At 57.6% G+C, this 16,327-nt stretch carries 16 protein-coding genes; 5 read left to right on the top strand and 11 right to left on the bottom strand.

Features of this window, described 5'->3' with window-relative positions; translation table 11 throughout:
• Positions 1-3 precede the first annotated feature (3 nt).
• Together ACQK2Q_RS10285 and ACQK2Q_RS10280 are read right to left on the bottom strand one after the other, a co-directional pair.
• Positions 4-1,416 carry a dihydrolipoyl dehydrogenase family protein gene (locus tag ACQK2Q_RS10285; protein ID WP_425409656.1) on the bottom strand — a complete coding sequence of 471 codons (1,413 nt, stop codon included), beginning with the start codon at positions 1,414-1,416 and terminating at the stop codon, positions 4-6.
• Between the two features lie 2 nt (positions 1,417-1,418).
• Complete coding sequence (locus ACQK2Q_RS10280) at positions 1,419-2,222, bottom strand: TVP38/TMEM64 family protein (protein WP_425409655.1); 804 nt, start codon at positions 2,220-2,222, stop codon at positions 1,419-1,421.
• Between the two features lie 236 nt (positions 2,223-2,458).
• Between ACQK2Q_RS10280 and rpmH the strand changes: the two genes are divergently transcribed.
• From rpmH to ACQK2Q_RS10255, 5 genes are all read left to right on the top strand, one after another.
• Positions 2,459-2,593: a 50S ribosomal protein L34 gene (gene rpmH, locus ACQK2Q_RS10275; RefSeq protein WP_425409654.1), complete on the top strand. Its 135-nt coding sequence runs from the start codon at positions 2,459-2,461 to the stop codon at positions 2,591-2,593.
• 17 nt (positions 2,594-2,610) lie between these two features.
• Positions 2,611-2,988: a ribonuclease P protein component gene (rnpA, locus tag ACQK2Q_RS10270; RefSeq protein ID WP_425409653.1), complete on the top strand. Its 378-nt coding sequence runs from the start codon at positions 2,611-2,613 to the stop codon at positions 2,986-2,988.
• 61 nt (positions 2,989-3,049) lie between these two features.
• Positions 3,050-4,867, top strand: a complete 1,818-nt coding sequence (gene yidC / locus ACQK2Q_RS10265) for a membrane protein insertase YidC (RefSeq protein WP_425409652.1) — start codon at positions 3,050-3,052, stop codon at positions 4,865-4,867.
• Positions 4,864-5,508, top strand: a complete 645-nt coding sequence (gene yihA, locus ACQK2Q_RS10260) for a ribosome biogenesis GTP-binding protein YihA/YsxC (RefSeq protein WP_425409651.1) — start codon at positions 4,864-4,866, stop codon at positions 5,506-5,508. The genes yidC and yihA overlap by 4 nt, the downstream gene beginning before the upstream one ends.
• Positions 5,509-5,544: 36 nt before the next feature.
• Positions 5,545-6,489, top strand: coding sequence for a tyrosine recombinase XerC (locus ACQK2Q_RS10255; protein ID WP_425409650.1), 945 nt, complete (start codon positions 5,545-5,547; stop codon positions 6,487-6,489).
• A 6-nt stretch (positions 6,490-6,495) separates the two neighbouring features.
• Here the strand turns inward: ACQK2Q_RS10255 and ACQK2Q_RS10250 are convergent, their stop codons facing one another.
• The 9 genes from ACQK2Q_RS10250 to ACQK2Q_RS10210 form a co-directional block, all read right to left on the bottom strand.
• Positions 6,496-7,266 (bottom strand): hypothetical protein, encoded by a 771-nt coding sequence (locus ACQK2Q_RS10250; RefSeq protein ID WP_425409649.1) that lies wholly within the window; start codon positions 7,264-7,266, stop codon positions 6,496-6,498.
• Between the two features lie 23 nt (positions 7,267-7,289).
• Entirely contained in the window at positions 7,290-8,717 is a 1,428-nt protein-coding gene (locus ACQK2Q_RS10245) for an alanine/glycine:cation symporter family protein (RefSeq protein ID WP_425409648.1), read from the bottom strand.
• Positions 8,718-8,812: 95 nt separating this feature from the next.
• Positions 8,813-9,982 (bottom strand): cystathionine gamma-synthase, encoded by a 1,170-nt coding sequence (locus ACQK2Q_RS10240; RefSeq protein WP_425409647.1) that lies wholly within the window; start codon positions 9,980-9,982, stop codon positions 8,813-8,815.
• Positions 9,983-10,502: 520 nt separating this feature from the next.
• Positions 10,503-10,949, bottom strand: a complete 447-nt coding sequence (locus tag ACQK2Q_RS10235) for a YaiI/YqxD family protein (RefSeq protein ID WP_425411143.1) — start codon at positions 10,947-10,949, stop codon at positions 10,503-10,505.
• A 64-nt stretch (positions 10,950-11,013) separates the two neighbouring features.
• A complete protein-coding gene (locus ACQK2Q_RS10230; RefSeq protein ID WP_425409646.1) occupies positions 11,014-11,928 on the bottom strand; it encodes a CHAD domain-containing protein in 915 nt (304 codons plus the stop codon).
• Between the two features lie 5 nt (positions 11,929-11,933).
• The gene (locus ACQK2Q_RS10225) at positions 11,934-12,278 is read right to left on the bottom strand and encodes a Spx/MgsR family RNA polymerase-binding regulatory protein (RefSeq protein WP_425409645.1); all 345 of its coding nucleotides are present in this window, start codon (positions 12,276-12,278) and stop codon (positions 11,934-11,936) included.
• The gene (locus ACQK2Q_RS10220) at positions 12,278-13,666 is read right to left on the bottom strand and encodes a pyridoxal-phosphate dependent enzyme (RefSeq protein WP_425409644.1); all 1,389 of its coding nucleotides are present in this window, start codon (positions 13,664-13,666) and stop codon (positions 12,278-12,280) included. Before ACQK2Q_RS10220 ends, ACQK2Q_RS10225 begins: the two co-directional genes overlap by 1 nt.
• A gap of 87 nt (positions 13,667-13,753) precedes the next feature.
• The gene (gene mnmC / locus ACQK2Q_RS10215; RefSeq protein ID WP_425409643.1) at positions 13,754-15,679 is read right to left on the bottom strand and encodes a bifunctional tRNA (5-methylaminomethyl-2-thiouridine)(34)-methyltransferase MnmD/FAD-dependent 5-carboxymethylaminomethyl-2-thiouridine(34) oxidoreductase MnmC; all 1,926 of its coding nucleotides are present in this window, start codon (positions 15,677-15,679) and stop codon (positions 13,754-13,756) included.
• A gap of 39 nt (positions 15,680-15,718) precedes the next feature.
• Positions 15,719-16,243 (bottom strand): phasin family protein, encoded by a 525-nt coding sequence (locus ACQK2Q_RS10210; protein WP_425409642.1) that lies wholly within the window; start codon positions 16,241-16,243, stop codon positions 15,719-15,721.
• Positions 16,244-16,327: the final 84 nt, after the last annotated feature.

Here is a 16,327-nt window from a genome sequence, read left to right as displayed (position 1 = left end):
CGTTCAATCGAAAATTGACAACAGCCTGACTAGACGACGTGTGCGGTTGGAAAACAAGGTCGGCGTATACCAGGCGCTTGCAGCGCGTTTTCCCGCTTCGCTGCGCGTGGGGTAGGGCGCGATCATATCAGTGAATGCTTTTATTTTAAGTCCCGAACTATAGGCTAAAATCCAAGGCGCCAGGAGATCGCCCGCGTTTCGCCCAACAATGCCTGCGCCTAGAATACGCCCCTTATTGTCGGTTACAACCTTGACAAAACCATGCGTGTTTTTTTCGGTTATGGCGCGGTCATTTTCATCAAAACACCATTGTGCTGCTTTTACGTCTTTATACCGCTCGCGCGCATCTGATTCCGTCAAACCGACCTGCGCCAGTTCAGGATCGCAATAGGTAACACGCGGCGCCAAATGCTCCTTGTTTTTCGAAGGCAATTTGAACAGGATATTTCGCACGATGACTGAGGCATGGTATCCGGCAACATGTGTAAACTGCCGTCCGCCCGCGACATCTCCAATAGCGTAAATACGGCTATTCGTTGTTCGTAATCGATCATCCGTATTGACGCCGTTTTTGTCGTATTCAACACCTGCAGCTTCCAGGTTAAGCCCATCCACGGTAGGTTTTCGCCCAACGGCGACGAGAACATGCGTGCCGTCAATGGCGCGCGCGCCAATCGTTACGCGAACGCCGCTGTCTGTTGTTTCTACGCGCGAGGCTTTTGCGTTCTCGATCAGATCCACGCCGTCTTGTGTTAACTGCGCCCGAACGATTTCAACGAGACTGTGGTCTTCCCGGTTTAATATCGTTCCGCTTTCAATAATTGTTACATTCGACCCGAGTCGCCGATGCGCTTGCGCCATCTCGGCGCCAATCGGTCCGCCCCCAATAACGATGAGATGTTCCGGGCGCGTTTTATTGTTGAATATCGTTTCGTTTGTAAGAAAAGGTGTTTCTTCAAGACCGTCGATGGGTGGGACGAACGGGGTCGATCCCGTAGCAATGACAAAATGTTTTGCCGTAACAGTTTCGCCGCCCGCTTCGACTTCGCGGGGGCCCGTGAATTTTGCATGGTCCCGCAGCACCGTAACGCCGAGCCTTTCGAAACGCTCTTGACTGTCGTTTGGTTCGATTGTCGCGATGGCGCTGTGCACATGGTCCATAACGGCGGCGAAGTCGATATCCGGATCAGCGCTCGAAATGCCATATTTTTGCGCATGGCGAATGGCGTGCGCGCGCGACGCGGCCGCTATCAATGCCTTGGAGGGTACGCAGCCTGTATTGAGGCAGTCGCCGCCCATTTCGCCTTTTTCAATAAGTACAACCTTGCGGCCGAGTTGCGCCGCGCCCGCTGCAACGGATAGTCCGCCAGACCCTGCGCCGATGATGCAAAGATCGGTTTTTATTGTTTGGCTCATTGTTACTGCGCCTCCTGAACTCTTTTGGTCCGTTTCAGGAAGACAGGAATAAGCGCCAGAATAATCAGCCCGATAATTGGAATCAGCGTTTCTGGTTTAAACAATACGCCTTGCAAGGTAATGTCTTCGCCCGCAGCAAATGCGGCGTCGGCGGCGGAGCCGATGCTCGCATAGACGAACGAACCAGGAATAATGCCAAGGGCGGTGCCGATCAGGAAATTTTTTAGCGAAACGCCTAGCAGCCCCGCAGCAATATTTACGCCCCAGAATGGAAAGAACGGCGCAAGCCGTAGAATAAACATGTAGCTAAGCTCCCCTTCGCGGAAGCCTTGTTCCATGCGCTTGGCTAATCCGCCGGCGCGTTTACTTAAAAAGTCGCCAAGAGCCGATTTCGCCGCCAGAAAAATGATCGTTGATCCGATCGTCGCCGCAATAACGATCAGCGGCGTTCCGGGCCACAGGCCAAATAAAAAGCCGCCAAAAATCGTCAGAATGCTGGCGCCGGGAAAGGAAATCGCGACCGCCGAGGCGTATACTGCGACAAAGATCGCCATGGCGCGGACCGGGGAGGCGTCCACCCAGTTCTGCAAGGCTTCGCGATTTTCCCGGAGGACGTCCAGCGTGAAATATCGATGAAAGCCAAGAGCAATAAACAGCGCCAAAGCAGCGGCGATTACCATAATTGGCAAAGCGCGATTGATAAGTGACGATGTTGACGTGCGATCAGAAGGCATAAGCACCGAAAAAATGATAATCTGGAGTATCCCGGCAAGGCGCCGGGGGCGAGAAAATTCTGCGGCGTCCATAACCCGACTCACCCGGGCAAAGGGGTCACATTTGGTCTCATAGGTCTCACATTGGCGCGACATGAGGGCTTTTTTCCGGCCCTTGCCGAATTCCCGCAGATACGGCAAGAAAACGCCTGAACTGGGCCAATCGACTGTTGACGACTGGCCTCTGGCGTTATATCCCCCCGCCTCTTGGCCCCATAAGGAGCCGCCGCGGCGCGCGCCGCAGACTTACTGTCTTCGAGGATTGAACGATGAAACGGACATATCAACCGAGCCGGCTGAAACGCAAGCGTCGTCACGGTTTTCGCGCGCGCAAAGCGACCAAAGCCGGCCGTAAGGTGCTGGCGGCGCGCCGTTCGAAGGGCCGCAAGCGTCTTTCCGCTTAAGGCGCGCGCAAAAACTCTTGAAAATTCAACACGATAACGCTTTCGGCGAAGGAATTTCGCTGGGCGTCATTAAAAAACGCCGGGATTTTCTGGCCATGCGCCATGCGGCGAAAGCGCAAAGCCGGTCTTTTCTGATGCTGGCGCGAAGCAATCCGGAAAATCGGCAGACCGTGCGGCTGGGCCTGACGGTCACGAAAAAAATTGGCGGCGCGGTGGTGCGAAACCGTATTCGCCGGCGCTTGCGGGCCGCCGCGCGAGAGGTGTTTCCTAAAAACGCCAGCGCCGGGATGGACTATGTGCTAGTGGCTCGAAAAGCGGCGTATGACCGCAATTACGCCGCGCTGCTTGACGATATGAAGCGCGCCCTTTTAAGCCTCAGCCGCAACACTACATGAGCAACGGAATTTGCGGCGGCCGGCGGGCCGGCGCCGCTCCAGCAACACATCGGGATTTTTCATGGACCGCAATCTGATAATGGCGATCGTCCTGTCCATGGGCGTGCTTTTCGCGTGGGATTTTCTGGTGCTGGGACCCCAGCGCGAGGCGCAGGAAGCCGAGCGTCGTGCGGCGCAAGCCGAGCAGGCTGAGCAAACCGTCCAGACCGAAAGCAGCGGCGTAGACACATCTGATGCGTTGACGGGCGCGCTATCGGATCAAGCGGAAAATATTTCGATTGATGAGGCGCTCGCCAAATCGCCCGGACGGGTGCCGATCAGAACCGGAACGGTGGAAGGGTCAATTAATCTTCGCGGCGCGCGCGTCGATGATTTGAAGCTCCTGCAGTATCACGAAGAGGTTGACCAGCGTAGTCCGGTTATCCGGTTGCTCAATCCGGCGGAAACCGAACACGCGCATTATATTCAGCAGGGATGGGCGGTCGGCAATGATACGGGTGCGCAAGCCTTCTGGGAAGCGCCCGCTGGCGCCGTCCTCACGCCTTCAACGCCGATAACGCTGACGCGCGTCGAAGGCGACCTTGCTTTTGAAAAGACAATTTCCATTGACGACAAATACATGTTCACAGTGACGCAGACGGTCACGAACAGCGGCGCCGGCGACCGGCTTGTCCGCGCTTATGCGGACGTAACCCAGCGCAATATTCCGGAAGATTTTCGAAACTTCATGATTTTGCATGAGGGCCCGCTCGGCGTTATCGGAACAAAGCTTTACGAGCGAAAATATAAAAAACTCGCCAAAAACAAAAACAAGGCCGTGGAAGAAGAGGGCGTCGGCGGCTGGATCGGCATCACCAACAAGAACTGGCTGGCTGCGGTGGTGCCCGCGCAAGATCAAGAGATTGAGGCGCATTTGACGAACAACAGCAAGACCAGCATTCCGGTATTCAAAGCGTTTTATGTAACGCCTGCTGAAACACTCGCGCCCGGCCAGTCCCTGACAAAAACCTCTTATATGTTCGGCGGCCCGAAAGATGTCGATTTGCTGCAATCATATGAGGCCCAGCCTGACGACGGCGGGCTCGGGGTATATGACTTCGACAAAGCCGTGGACTGGGGGCATTTGTTCTTCCTGACCCGTCCGATTTTTTACACGCTGGATTTTTTCGGCGATCTCACCGGAAATTACGGTATCGCGATCCTGATCCTGACGCTCATTATCAAACTCATTCTCTTCCCCCTGGCCAATAAAGGGTATGAGTCAATGTCGAAAATGAAAAAGCTGCAGCCTGAAATCAAGAAACTGCAGGAGCGCTATTCCGACGACAAGATGAAAATGCAGCAGGAAATGATGGCGCTTTATAAAAAGGAAAAGATGAATCCCATGGCGGGATGTTTTCCGATCCTGTTGCAGATGCCGATTTTCTACGCGCTTTATAAAACGCTTTTCGTCACCATAGAACTTCGTCACCAGCCGTTTTTGTATATCGAGGATTTGTCTGCGCCGGATCCGACAACCATGTTCAATTTGTTCGGTCTCTTGCCGTATGATCCAACTGCGCTGCCGCTGATTGGCGCTGTGCTCGGGATTGGCATATTGCCGATCATGATGGGCGTCGCCATGTGGTTTCAGTTCAAGCTTAATCCGCCCCCGGCCGATCCAGTGCAGGCGCAGATTTTCGCATTCATGCCGTTTGTGTTTGTCTTTATTTTTGCGCCGTTTGCGGCGGGCCTCGTGCTCTACTGGTTCTGGAACACATTCCTGTCGATCTTCCAGCAATGGTACATCATGAAACGCAACGGTGTTACCGTTGAGTGGGGCGAACGTTTCAAACTGCCGTCCTGGCTGAAAAAGGACGCCGCCGGCGACGCCAAGTGAGCGATGAAACGGACTTCACGCCCGAAGAGATAGAGGCGGGCCGGCTGCTGTTTGCAAAACCCGCCGTCTTCATGAAAGGCGTCGTCAATCTCGATGGCTTGCCGGATGAAGGACCGGCGGAAGTCGCATTCGCCGGCCGGTCCAATGTAGGCAAGTCCACCCTGCTGAACGCGCTCGTCGGACAGGGCGGTCTTGCGCGCGCCTCCAACACGCCGGGACGCACGCGTGAGATCAATTATTTTGACCTCGACGGTCAAATCCGTCTCGTTGACTTGCCGGGCTATGGCTATGCAAAGGCGTCGCGTAAGGATGTGGAGCAATGGATGGCGTTGACGCGCGATTTCCTGCGCGGCCGGTCTGTATTGCGGCGCGTATGCGTGCTCGTCGATTCGCGGCACGGGCTGAAATCTTCCGATATAGAGATCATGGACCTTCTGGACGAAGCGGCGGTCAATTATCAGATCGTCCTGACCAAGACCGACAAGGTCAAGCCGACCGCGCTCGCAAAACTGATCGAGGCGACTGTGAAAAAGATTGCCCGCCGTCCGGCGGCGCACCCGGCGATCCGCGCGACGTCTGCGGAAAAGCAGTATGGAGTCGCAGAATTGCGCGCGGAACTCGCTTCGTTGGCGCGGGCGTAAAGACTTTGTTAACCATCGCCGTCGTTGGGTGGAAAGATGAGCGCACCTTCAACTGATAAATCATCGTTGCGTTATTGGCGGGCCGCGTTCGCCCGGCATTTGAAATCGGAAAAACGCGCCAGCATCTATACGCAACGCAACTACAACGCTGCGCTTGAACGGTTTGAAAATTTTCTAAACGCATACAGGGCTGAGGCGGTGACGCTTCACTTGCTGCGCAATCTGGAAACTCGCGACTTTCGCGCCTTTCTGGCCGAGCGCCGCAATGAGGGACTGGCGCCGCCGTCCATAAAGCTTGAGCTGTCGGCGCTGAAATCGTTTTTCAAATTTTTGAAAAAGCGCGCTGACGTGGACAATGACGCCATCGCCGTAATGCGCGGGCCCAAAGCCAAAGAGCGGTTGCCGCGCCCGGTGTCGCAAAAAGACGCCCATGCGTTGATAGAGGCCGCCGCCACGTTGAAAACGTCAACCCGCAAACAAACCTGGGAGCAGGCGCGCGATACGGCGCTGGTGACGCTGCTATACGGCGCGGGGCTGCGCATCTCAGAAGCATTGTCGCTTCGATGGGACGATGCGCCGCTTGGAGAAACCATACGCATCAAGGGCAAGGGCGCCAAAACGCGGGCTGCGCCGGTGGTGCAGGCGGCGCGCCGCGCAATCGATACGTATACAGAACTTTGTCCTTATGGCGGCGCAGCGGAGGACCCGCTGTTTTTTTCAACGCGCGGCAAGGCGCTGTCGGCGCGCCTGGCGCAGCGGACCATGGAAAAGCTGCGCGCCAGCTTGGGGCTGCCCGATACGGCGACGCCGCACGCCCTGCGGCACGCCTTTGCGACGCATCTGTTGTCCGCCGGCGGCGATCTGCGCGCAATCCAGGAATTGCTCGGTCATTCCTCGCTGGCGGCCACCCAGCGCTATACAAAAATCGACAGCGAAAACCTGCTTCGCATTTTCGATAAAGCGCATCCCAGAGCGCGCTGAACTCATTTAGTTTGCATCCGTTGCATCCATCCGCAACTCTACATTCAGCAACAGGTATCGGTCACCATCAAGTACATCAAAATCGATTTCCCACCATTGCTTCTTGGTCGAAATGTTAACGACCAATCGTGGGAAGAACTCTAAGTCAATTCCATCTCCCTCCGCCATACGAAGGTCCTGAAATTGTAAGTAAGTAATTTTCGTTTCCGTGCTGTTTTTCAGTGAGTTTATAAATTTCCCATACCGAGCCTTGCCTTCAGCATCAAGCGCGGCCGTGTCGAGGTGCTCTTTAAGCTTCTCCGAGTCTTCGATAGACTTCATCCACACATTGTACAGTGTTTTGAATGCGCCCGGCGATAGTGCGTCTGTCGTAACAACGGCTTCGCTTCGATGCGTTAAATCAGAATTTGGGTCCAGCGCCATCATCGTAAGTTCAAGATGCCGCCGGGTCGACAACAAATCCTTTGCACTTTTCGCTTTTGAAAAGCGGTCAGCCGGTATTTCATGATAGCATCTTTTATAAAAAGAGACGCCATTTCTGTTGTGTATTGGTTCAAGAATGGAAAAATCGACCTGTCTCTCACCATTGCAAACAATGACAGACGAAGATTCTTGAAGCTCATTAAATAGCGCTTGCAGTCCAATGTTAGGCGTAGACGCAGTTTTGGCGTCATAAAACTCGCAGCCATTTTCGACAGTTAAAGACAACGCGCTCGAACCAATATTCCCTACAATTAACCCGATAATCAAAATTGAAATTTTTACCACGCTGCGCATTTCCCATGCTCCCTGCTATATTCCTAAAGCCCATGCCGCGCTTCATAGGCTTTCACGTCGCGTCGGATCTCCGGCAGCATCATATACAGCACAAGGATGTTCGGGATCGCCATGGCGAACAGCATCGAGTCGATAAAGTCGAGGATTGATGAGACCGATATCGCTGCACTCGTGCACAGCAACAGGCAAATACCGATCTTGAACGTGGCGTCCATGGTTTTCGAGCCATTGGAGAGATACCCCACTGCCTGTGCGCCATAAAACACCCAACTAACCACTGACGTAAACGCAAACAGTGTGGATGAAACCAACAATATGATCGGAAACCAGGAGAACGTTCCGGCAAATGCATTTGACGTGATCTCAATGCCAACAGCGTCGGGTTGATATAGAAACGGCAAATAGGCGCCGGTTAAAATAACGACGAGCGCTGTGATGGTGCAAACAACAATCGTGTCGATAAATGGTTCAAGCAGGGCCACGTAGCCTTCGGTCAACGGCTCGTTGGTTTTTACCGCTGCGTGCGCAATGGCTGCGGAGCCGACGCCCGCCTCGCTGGAATATGTCGCCCGGCGCATGCCGTTGATGAGCGCGCCGACGAGACCGCCGCCCATGGCGTCGAGGCCGAAAGCGCTCCGGAAGATCGTGGCGATAGCGTCCGGCAGGGCGGTAATATTCAGGGCGATGATGATCAACGCTGCGCCGAGATAGAGAACGGCCATGAACGGCACAAGCTTGCCGGCGACATAACCGATGCGCTTGATGCCGCCGAAAACGACGACGCCGACCAGCGCTGACATGACAACGCCGAACGCCAATGGCGCCGAAATGCCCGTGACATTGGCGAACTGCGCGTGGGTTTGATTGATCTGAAAAAAGCTTGCCGAGGCGCCAATAGTCATCAGCGCAAAAAAGATCGCGGCGCCTTTGCCGATGGTCTTTAATCCGCGGCGTTTGAACTCCGCTTCGATGTAATACATCGGCCCGCCGATGCTGCGTCCGTCGGGAAGGATCTTGCGATATTTCACCGCCATGGCGCATTCGGCGAACTTTGTCGCCATGCCAAAGAATCCGGCAAGGATCATCCAGAAAACGGCGCCGGGTCCGCCGATGACAATGGCGAGTGGAACCGAGGCGATGTTGCCGAGACCGATGGTGCCGGAGAGCGCAGCCGACAGCGCCTGAAAATGAGAAATCTCGCCGCTGGCGTCTTTTTGGTCGCGGGGGTTAACGACCATGCCAACAGCGTGCCGGAATCCGCGAAAATTAATGAAGCGCAACGAGAGGGTCATCACCACGCCCGCCGCCATGAGCCAGACGACCACAAGCGGCAGCGAAACCCCGGCGACTTCCACCGAATAAAAAATGATCGAGGAAACAAAATTACTGACCGGGGTGAGGGCCTGGTCGATTTGCGCAGCCAAATTTGCCGCAGTTTGAGCGTCAGCCATGGATCAAACCTTCCCGGGCCTGACGCCCATGAACTTCAAGCGCGGCAGTCTATCAAGCTTTGCGCGCTTGTCACCGTAAGTCCGCGCGAAGGCCGTCAAAGTCCGGCCAGCGCGTTATCGAGATCGCGGCGAAGGTCTTCCAGATCTTCAACGCCGACAGACAGACGCACCAGCGAATCATCGACGCCGAGTTCAGCGCGCCGCTCCGGAGGGATCGAGGCGTGCGTCATGATGCCGGGATGCTCGATGAGGCTCTCAACCCCGCCGAGCGATTCGGCGAGCGTGAAGAGCTCGACCCGCTCCAGCATGGTCTTCGCGGCGTCGAGCCCGCCTTTCAGAAAAATTGTCGCCATGCCGCCGAAAGCGCTCATCTGGCGTTTGGCGAGGTCATGACCGGGGTGAGATTTCAAGCCCGGATAATTGACGCGTTCAATGGCGGGATGCGCTTCCAGCCATTCGGAAAGCGCCATCGCGTTGGACGATGACCGCTCAAGCCGCAGCGCCAGCGTTTTCAGTCCGCGCAGGGCGAGAAAGGAATCGAACGGCGCTTGAATGCCGCCGATGGAATTTTGCAGAAACGCCAGCCGCTCGCCGAGATCCTTGTCGTTTACGACGAGCACGCCCCCGATCACGTCGGAGTGGCCGCCGAGATACTTCGTCGCCGAATGCATGACGATGTCTGCGCCGCTGTCGAGCGGGCGCTGGCAATAGGGCGAGGCGAAAGTGTTGTCGCAGCCGACGACGATGCCGCGCCTTTTCGCGATGCTGGCGATGGCTTCGATGTCGACGATCTTCAACAGCGGATTGGTCGGCGTTTCCAGCCAGACAAGTTTCGTTTCCGGCGTGATCGCGGCCTCGAAATTTTCCGGCTTTGTCAGATCCACGTAAGAGAACGACATGTTCGCGGAATCCTTGCGCACCCGTTCGAATAACCGGAAGGTGCCGCCATAGACATCGTCCATGGCGATGACGTTGGCGCCCGCCGGGAAAAGCTCCAGCATGGTGGCGATCGCCGCCATACCCGACGCAAAGGCGAAGCCGCGCGATCCGTTTTCAAGATCCGCAATGCACCGCTCATAGGCGAAGCGTGTGGGGTTGGCGCCGCGCGCATAGACAAAGCCTTTATGTACGCCGGGGCTTTCCTGCGCGTAGGTCGAGGTCTGATAAATCGGCTGCATCACTGCGCCGGTGGTCGGGTCGTGTTCCTGCCCCGCGTGGATGACGCGTGTGGCGAAGGCGGGGCGGTTGGTCTTGTCCTGGCTCATCGAGGCCTCCGGTTAGCTGGCGAGGGACTTAACGCGCCCGCGCGGCGATTGCCAGCGGCGAGCGTCGAGAAGCGAGAGACGGGGGGCGGGCGGCGCGCGAAATGTTGTGCAACACCGAATCGCGCGCCTTCTCTCTTCGGCTTGTTTCCTGCGTTGCAGCCGAAAGTTGTACAATTGAGGGCTCGCGTTTTGTATAACTTTTCCATCCGGGCGATCCTTTCGCAGTTGGTTTCGCGCATGCCGCTAACGCATGCCGTTGACGCCAGGCGCTCAAGCCAACGCGGATTTGCATGATAAGGCCATTCCGACAGGGGGGGGATATCTATCCACCAACACTGGGAAATATGCGAGAATTCAACAGATAGGGGGTAAAATCCTGAGGCGCGTTCGCGTTAGCGTTGCGCGGGTTTTGCGGGCGAGTTGGGTGCGCTCGTCATCCGGCGCATGCGTGAGCCGTAATTGGCGCTGTCGTTTGCCGTTCTGGCGTCGGCGAAGCGATAGCGCGCGTTCGCCGGATCGTTCAGCGCCGCAGCCGCACGATCGATTCATCAAGCGCCTGCAGGAACCGCGACCGGTCGGCTTTGGCGAACGGCGCCGGCCCGCCGGTCGCGCCTTCCGCCCCGGCGCGCAGATCCGCCATCAGGGCGCGCGTGGCCACCGCCGAACCAATGGAATCAGCGGTGAACGGCTCGCCCTTCGGACTGAGAACTGTGGCGCCGGCTTTTACACAACGTTCAGCCAGCAGAATGTCAGCTGTAATGACAAGACTGTGCGCGTCAGCGATATCCGCCACATAATCGTCGGCGGCGTCATAGCCGTCGCTGACCGTGACGCGGTCAATCAGCTCGTGCTTCGGCACGCGGATCGGCTGATTGGCGACCACGGTGACCGGCACGCCATAGCGGAAGGCGACCTTGTAGACTTCCTCCTTCACCGGGCAGGCGTCGGCGTCGACGAGAATGCGGATAGGTTGCGTCATGGGCCGCGTTGTTCGCCCAATCGCGGCCGGCGGTCAATGATCGGGCGGTAATTTACGCGGCGGCGCGCCAGTAACGCGTCCAGCGTCTGGCGAGCGCCTTTGGTTTTTCCGCGCATAACACCGCGCCTTTTTTGAACGCCTGTTCTTCCAGCTTGTCCCGCCGCGTCTTGATAAGGCCGACGAACAGCTCGCCGGCCTCGCCTTGCGCGTCGAGAGCGCCGTCTTTCAGCATGTCTTCAAAAACCACCAGATCATGATGGTCGCCGAGGAGATCGGACAGCGCGTCGGCCGCGCCAATATGCGCTTCCATCACCGGGCGCCATGCGCGTTTTAACAGCCGCGCATGATACCAGTGATATTTCACGCGCTTGCGCCATTCATGCAGCGCTTCGCCGGTGGGGTATTCTTTCGCTTTCTCCATCGTCGCGATCGCGCGGGCGTAGGTTTTCTTCACGCCGCCTTCGACGGCGTCGAGCCCCGATCCGTCTACGGACCAGTCCGCCGCCCGCTCGCGCACACCGATAAGGTCGTTGCGAAAGCATTCGAGCTTTTCATGCATATCCGATTTATCGAGCGCCTTTTTGCGCTCCTTCAACGCGCGCCGCACCGGCGCCAGGGCGCCTTTTTCGAGATCGTTCTCGAACCGTCCGGCGACGCGGTCGAACGCCTCGATCATGGCTGTGCGGTCGCGGATATCGGAGAGGCGCCGCGCGGCGTCGCGCAAGGCGGCGTTCTCATCGTGGTAATCGGCGAACCCCGGCCGGATGATGCGGATGAGCCCGCGCAGTTTCTTGCAGCGCTTGCGGCCCTGGTGAACGGCCTCGTCGCGCGGCAGATCGTCGATTTCCTCAAGCGCCATGTCCAGTTGCGAAGCGGCGATACGCCGGACGCCGTCCTGGATCGAACCCTTGTGTTTGAAGGAATAGGCCATGACAGGCGAACGCGCGGGGCGGTGCGCCAGTTCCATGAGAGTTACTTTAAAACGGCGTCCTCAACGTCTTTCGTCCAGCCGACGAAAACCTGCGTCGGGCCTTTCTGGATGATCGGGCGCTTCATCAGCGCCGGATTGTCCGCCATCAGATCGACGGCTTTTTTATCGGTGATGTTTTCCTTTTCGGACGCGGGCAGGTTGCGCCATGTAGTCGAGCGCGTGTTGAGGAGTTTGTCGGTGCCCACCGCTTTCGCCCAGCGCCCGATCTGCGCTTTTGTGGGCGTCTCCTCGCGCACGTCATGGAACGCATAACGCACATGCGCGCCATCAAGCGCCTTCGTCGCCTTGCGGCAGGTATCGCAGTTTTTCAGGCCGTAAATATCCATCACGCTACCTGAAGCCGCAAATAATTCAACAAGTCCGTCCTTGTAATCAACCCCTCGAACTTGCCGTCCTTCAGCACCACCGCGACGTGGCCCTTGGCGAAAATCGGCAGGAGCGATTGCATGTCCTGCGTCGCGTTCACCGTTTCGACGCGATAGGTCATGGCGGATTTCACCGGGTCCTTGAATTTCTCGCGGTTCCTGACGACGGCGAAGAGGAGGTCCTCTTCGTCGAGCAGGCCGGAGACGGCGCCGTCTTCGTCGAGCACCGGCAATTGCGAAATGTCGTAGAGCTTCATCTTGCCATAGGCCTGCATCAGCGTGTCGTCAGGCTGCACCGTGATGGTCGCGCGTTCGGAATGGCGGCGCGTCACAAGATCGGTCAGATCGCCGCGCGGGGGGCGCTTCAAAAAGCCCTGATCGTACATCCAGTGATCGTTGAACATCTTGGAGAGATATTTGTCGCCCCGGTCACAGACGAAGGCGACGACGCGTTTTTTCTCCTTCTGCTCGCGGCAATATTTCAGCGCCGCAGCGAGGATCGTGCCGGAGGACGAACCGCCGAGAATGCCTTCTTTCTTGAGGAGGTCGCGCGCCGCCTCGAAGCTTTCCTTATCGGTGATGTCGTAGGCTTTTTTCACATGAGACAAGTCTGCAATATCGGGAATGAAATCCTCCCCGATGCCTTCCACCAGCCAGCTTCCTAGCTCGTTCGGAATCTTGCCCGTGTTGACATAGTCAGTAAGGATCGAGCCTTTCGGGTCGGCGAGAATAATTTCCGTATCCGGAGATTTCTCCTGGAAAAAGCGCGACAGGCCGGTGATGGTGCCGGCCGAACCGACGCCGGCGATGACGGCGTCAACGTCGCCCTCCATCTGGCCCAGAATTTCCGGCCCCGTCGCCTCGAAATGCGCTTTGGGGTTCGCGTCATTGCCGAACTGGTTGACGTAAAAGGCGCCGGTTTCTTCCGCGATGCGCTCGGCCATGTCCTGATAATATTCCGGATGCCCCTTGCCCACGTCGGAGCGCGTCAGGCGCACATCCGCGCCCAGCGCCTTCAGGTGAAAGATCTTTTCCTGCGCCATCTTGTCGGGGACGACGATGATCGTTTTATATCCCTTTTGCGCAGCGACAAGGGCGAGGGCGAGCCCCGTATTGCCGGCCGTCGCCTCGATAATCGTGCCGCCGGGTTTCAACCGCCCGTCCTTTTCCGCCGCCTCGATCATGGCGACGCCGATGCGGTCCTTGATGGAGCCGCCGGGGTTGTTCGATTCGAGCTTCAGATAGAGCTCGCACGGTCCCGTATCGATGCTGGAAATCCTGACCAGCGGCGTTTTGCCGATGCCTTCCAGGACGTTGTCGAGAACCGGGCCGTAGGGCGTCTCTTTCATGGGAGAAATCCTTGATTTGAGTTCAGCGGGACTTAACCCGAAGCCGGGCGGCCTCGCAACCGGAGGCGAAAAGGCAGTGGCGCCGGCCTATCGTGTTTGCCTGGCGCGTTTGTAATCGCGGATGAAAAAGCGCGCGGGATGAAGGGCCTGAGCCACATCCGCATCGACGGGAGAGGGCGCGCCCGCCAGTTCGCTGACGATCATGGCGGCGGCGAGCGGCGCCGTCACCAGCCCGCGCGAGCCAAGCCCGGTCAGGATGTAAAGCCCGTCGCGCATTTGCGCCCGGGGGTATTCCTTTCGCTTGCCTAAGCGCAGATCGTCATAGGCGGCGCCGTAAAACGCCCAGTCGGGCATGGGGCCCGCGACGGGCAAGCGATCCGGCGTTGTGCAGCGAACAGAGGCGCGCGGGCGCGACGCCGCCGGATCAAGCGCGCCAGCGATATCCGGCAAGGTCCGTGCAATCGCCGCAATGTTCGATTGCGCCGCCTCCAGCGTGAAACGCGCCTCGGCGCCGATATTGATTGGCGCGTAAGTGGCGCCGATCATCAGCCCGCCCGCCGGGGCCGGTGCGGCGTAAGGGCCGAAAGCATGGACATGCGCGGGCGCCTCGGCGCCGGGAAACCAGTCGATCTGTCCCGCTGAACCGGAAAGCGGCAGCGTTCGCGCATCCGCAAAGCGCAAGGCCTCAAGGCCGTTGGCGATGATGACCGCATCGAACTGTTCAGCAGTTTCAGATGTGACGACGCGCCAGCGATGATCGCGCTTTTCAAGCCGCTGTACTTTTTCAATTGTCAGCGGTGTTTGCCCCAGAAGAGCGCGAACAAAAGCGGCGGGCTCCATAACGCCGCCTTGCGGAAAAAACAGGCCGCCTGACCGGTTTTCCATCCAGCCTGCCGGCAAGGCGCCGCGCTCGATCAATTTGAGTTGCCGCGCGCGATCCTTGTCGTTCATTGCGTGTTGCAGAACGCCGCATGGACTGAAAAAGCGCGCGCGCATTTTGTCCTGCAAGTGTTCGATCAGCCGAAGCGTATGAAGATAGGCGCCGGCGTGAAAACGTCCGGCCGGGGTATCGTCAAGGTCGAGGCGCGGCATGATGAGTCCCGCCGGATTTCCGGACGCGCCGGCTGCGGGACCGGACGCATCGTATACGGATGGATGAAATCCGGCGCGCGATAATTCAAAGGCGAGGCTGGCCCCGGCGACGCCGGCCCCGATAATGGCGATGCGCGCGCCCGGCGCGGGCCTCGCTTGCTGTTTTGAAAACCATGGCGCGCGTTTTGTATCCGGCGGGGGGGCGTCGATCCGCCCGGCCAGCATTTCCCGCTTGCGCCCGAACCCTGCGCGTTTTTCCCATTGAAACCCTGCGATTTCCAGATTGCGCCGGACGGCGCCGGCGACCGTGAATGTTGCGAAGCTGGCGCCCGGCGCCGACGCCCGCGCCATTTCAGAAAATATATCGGCGGACCACATGTCTGGATTTTTCGACGGCGCGAACCCATCGAGAAACCAGGCGTCGATCGACGCTTCGGTTTGCGCCAGGCCTTCCAGGGCGTCGCCGTAAAAAAGCGTCAGCGTCAGGTTTTCATCGAGCGTCAGTCGGTGAAAGCCGGGTTGCGGCGGCGGCAGGGCGTCGCGCAATTTTTTTGACAGCGGCGAGAGGGCGGGCCATGCGCCATGGGCGCGCGCCATCTGATCAGGCGTCAGCGGAAAAGCTTCAAAGGACAGGAAATGCAGCCCGGCGCCGGCCGGCTTTTGCGCCTTTCGCCAAGCGTCCCACAAAACCAGAAAGTTCAGTCCCGTGCCAAATCCCATCTCGCCCACGCTAAAGTTTTGCGTGTCCGCAAAGCGCGCGGGCAAATCATTGCCGCGAAGAAACACATGCGTTGTTTCCGCGGCGCCGTCGCCCGAGAAATAGACGTCGTCAAAAAGAAGGGACTTTAAAACAAAAGACTGGGGCGCATCTTTCGACGCACCCCAGTCCAGATTTGCTTCATCGATCCGCCTGCCGCTCATAGGCGCAAGGCTTAGCCGATCAGCGATTGCTTGTCTTGTTTAAGCTTTCGCCGGATAGACGAAAAATTTCTCGAAAGCCTTGAAGTTTGCAAACGGCATTTCAACAGGCGTCATGGTCTCGCGCGCGGTTTCAACCGTTGCTTCCGTCAACTCACGAGCGCGTTCCATGCGCGTTTCGAAAAGTTTCGTCCAGTAGGACTGTTGAATGTTGAGCGCCTCGACGAAAGACTTGGCGGTCGTCAATTCATTCGCCAGTTGTACTGCGCCGGAGACTTCTTCCTGCGCCGCTTCCATCAGGCGGGCCTGATTTTCGCTCGCGCGTTCCTGCGTTGATTTAAAACGCGTCTGCATTTCTTCGGAAAGCTCTTCAGCTTGCGCGCGCATTTCTTCGAAATCGCCGCCGAACGAACGCAACATGGTTTCGAACTGTTCTTTGGCCACATCCGCCCATTCAGAACCGCCGGAAATGCTCATCCAGTCGGTTGCGGCGTCTGTCATCTTTTTTTCGGCAGTCGCTTTTTTCGCGGCGGTTTTCTTGGCCGCAGTTTTTGTCGTGGTCGCCATGGAATGGCCTCCTGTTCATCAAACTCGATTGCCTGCACCGCAATTTTGTGCGCTGCAGCATTACGGGGGCATATAGTGGTTTTT

The organism is Hyphococcus sp., from assembly GCF_965228385.1.
In the GTDB taxonomy this organism is placed as follows: domain Bacteria; phylum Pseudomonadota; class Alphaproteobacteria; order Caulobacterales; family Parvularculaceae; genus Hyphococcus.
This window is presented reverse-complemented; position numbering and strand designations above follow the sequence as displayed.

What these genes read in the sequence shown, in the direction of transcription:
- ACQK2Q_RS10225 (WP_425409645.1), bottom strand. Translation starts at nt 12,278, where the DNA reads ATGGATATTTACGGCCTGAAAAACTGCGATACCTGCCGCAAGGCGACG.
- ACQK2Q_RS10240 (WP_425409647.1), bottom strand. Translation starts at nt 9,982, where the DNA reads ATGAGCCAGGACAAGACCAACCGCCCCGCCTTCGCCACACGCGTCATC.
- ACQK2Q_RS10210 (WP_425409642.1), bottom strand. Translation starts at nt 16,243, where the DNA reads ATGGCGACCACGACAAAAACTGCGGCCAAGAAAACCGCCGCGAAAAAA.
- ACQK2Q_RS10285 (WP_425409656.1), bottom strand. Translation starts at nt 1,416, where the DNA reads ATGAGCCAAACAATAAAAACCGATCTTTGCATCATCGGCGCAGGGTCT.
- ACQK2Q_RS10255 (WP_425409650.1), top strand. Translation starts at nt 5,545, where the DNA reads ATGAGCGCACCTTCAACTGATAAATCATCGTTGCGTTATTGGCGGGCC.
- ACQK2Q_RS10280 (WP_425409655.1), bottom strand. Translation starts at nt 2,222, where the DNA reads ATGGACGCCGCAGAATTTTCTCGCCCCCGGCGCCTTGCCGGGATACTC.
- rpmH (WP_425409654.1), top strand. Translation starts at nt 2,459, where the DNA reads ATGAAACGGACATATCAACCGAGCCGGCTGAAACGCAAGCGTCGTCAC.
- ACQK2Q_RS10220 (WP_425409644.1), bottom strand. Translation starts at nt 13,666, where the DNA reads ATGAAAGAGACGCCCTACGGCCCGGTTCTCGACAACGTCCTGGAAGGC.
- mnmC (WP_425409643.1), bottom strand. Translation starts at nt 15,679, where the DNA reads ATGAGCGGCAGGCGGATCGATGAAGCAAATCTGGACTGGGGTGCGTCG.
- ACQK2Q_RS10250 (WP_425409649.1), bottom strand. Translation starts at nt 7,266, where the DNA reads ATGCGCAGCGTGGTAAAAATTTCAATTTTGATTATCGGGTTAATTGTA.
- ACQK2Q_RS10230 (WP_425409646.1), bottom strand. Translation starts at nt 11,928, where the DNA reads ATGGAACTGGCGCACCGCCCCGCGCGTTCGCCTGTCATGGCCTATTCC.
- ACQK2Q_RS10245 (WP_425409648.1), bottom strand. Translation starts at nt 8,717, where the DNA reads ATGGCTGACGCTCAAACTGCGGCAAATTTGGCTGCGCAAATCGACCAG.
- yidC (WP_425409652.1), top strand. Translation starts at nt 3,050, where the DNA reads ATGGACCGCAATCTGATAATGGCGATCGTCCTGTCCATGGGCGTGCTT.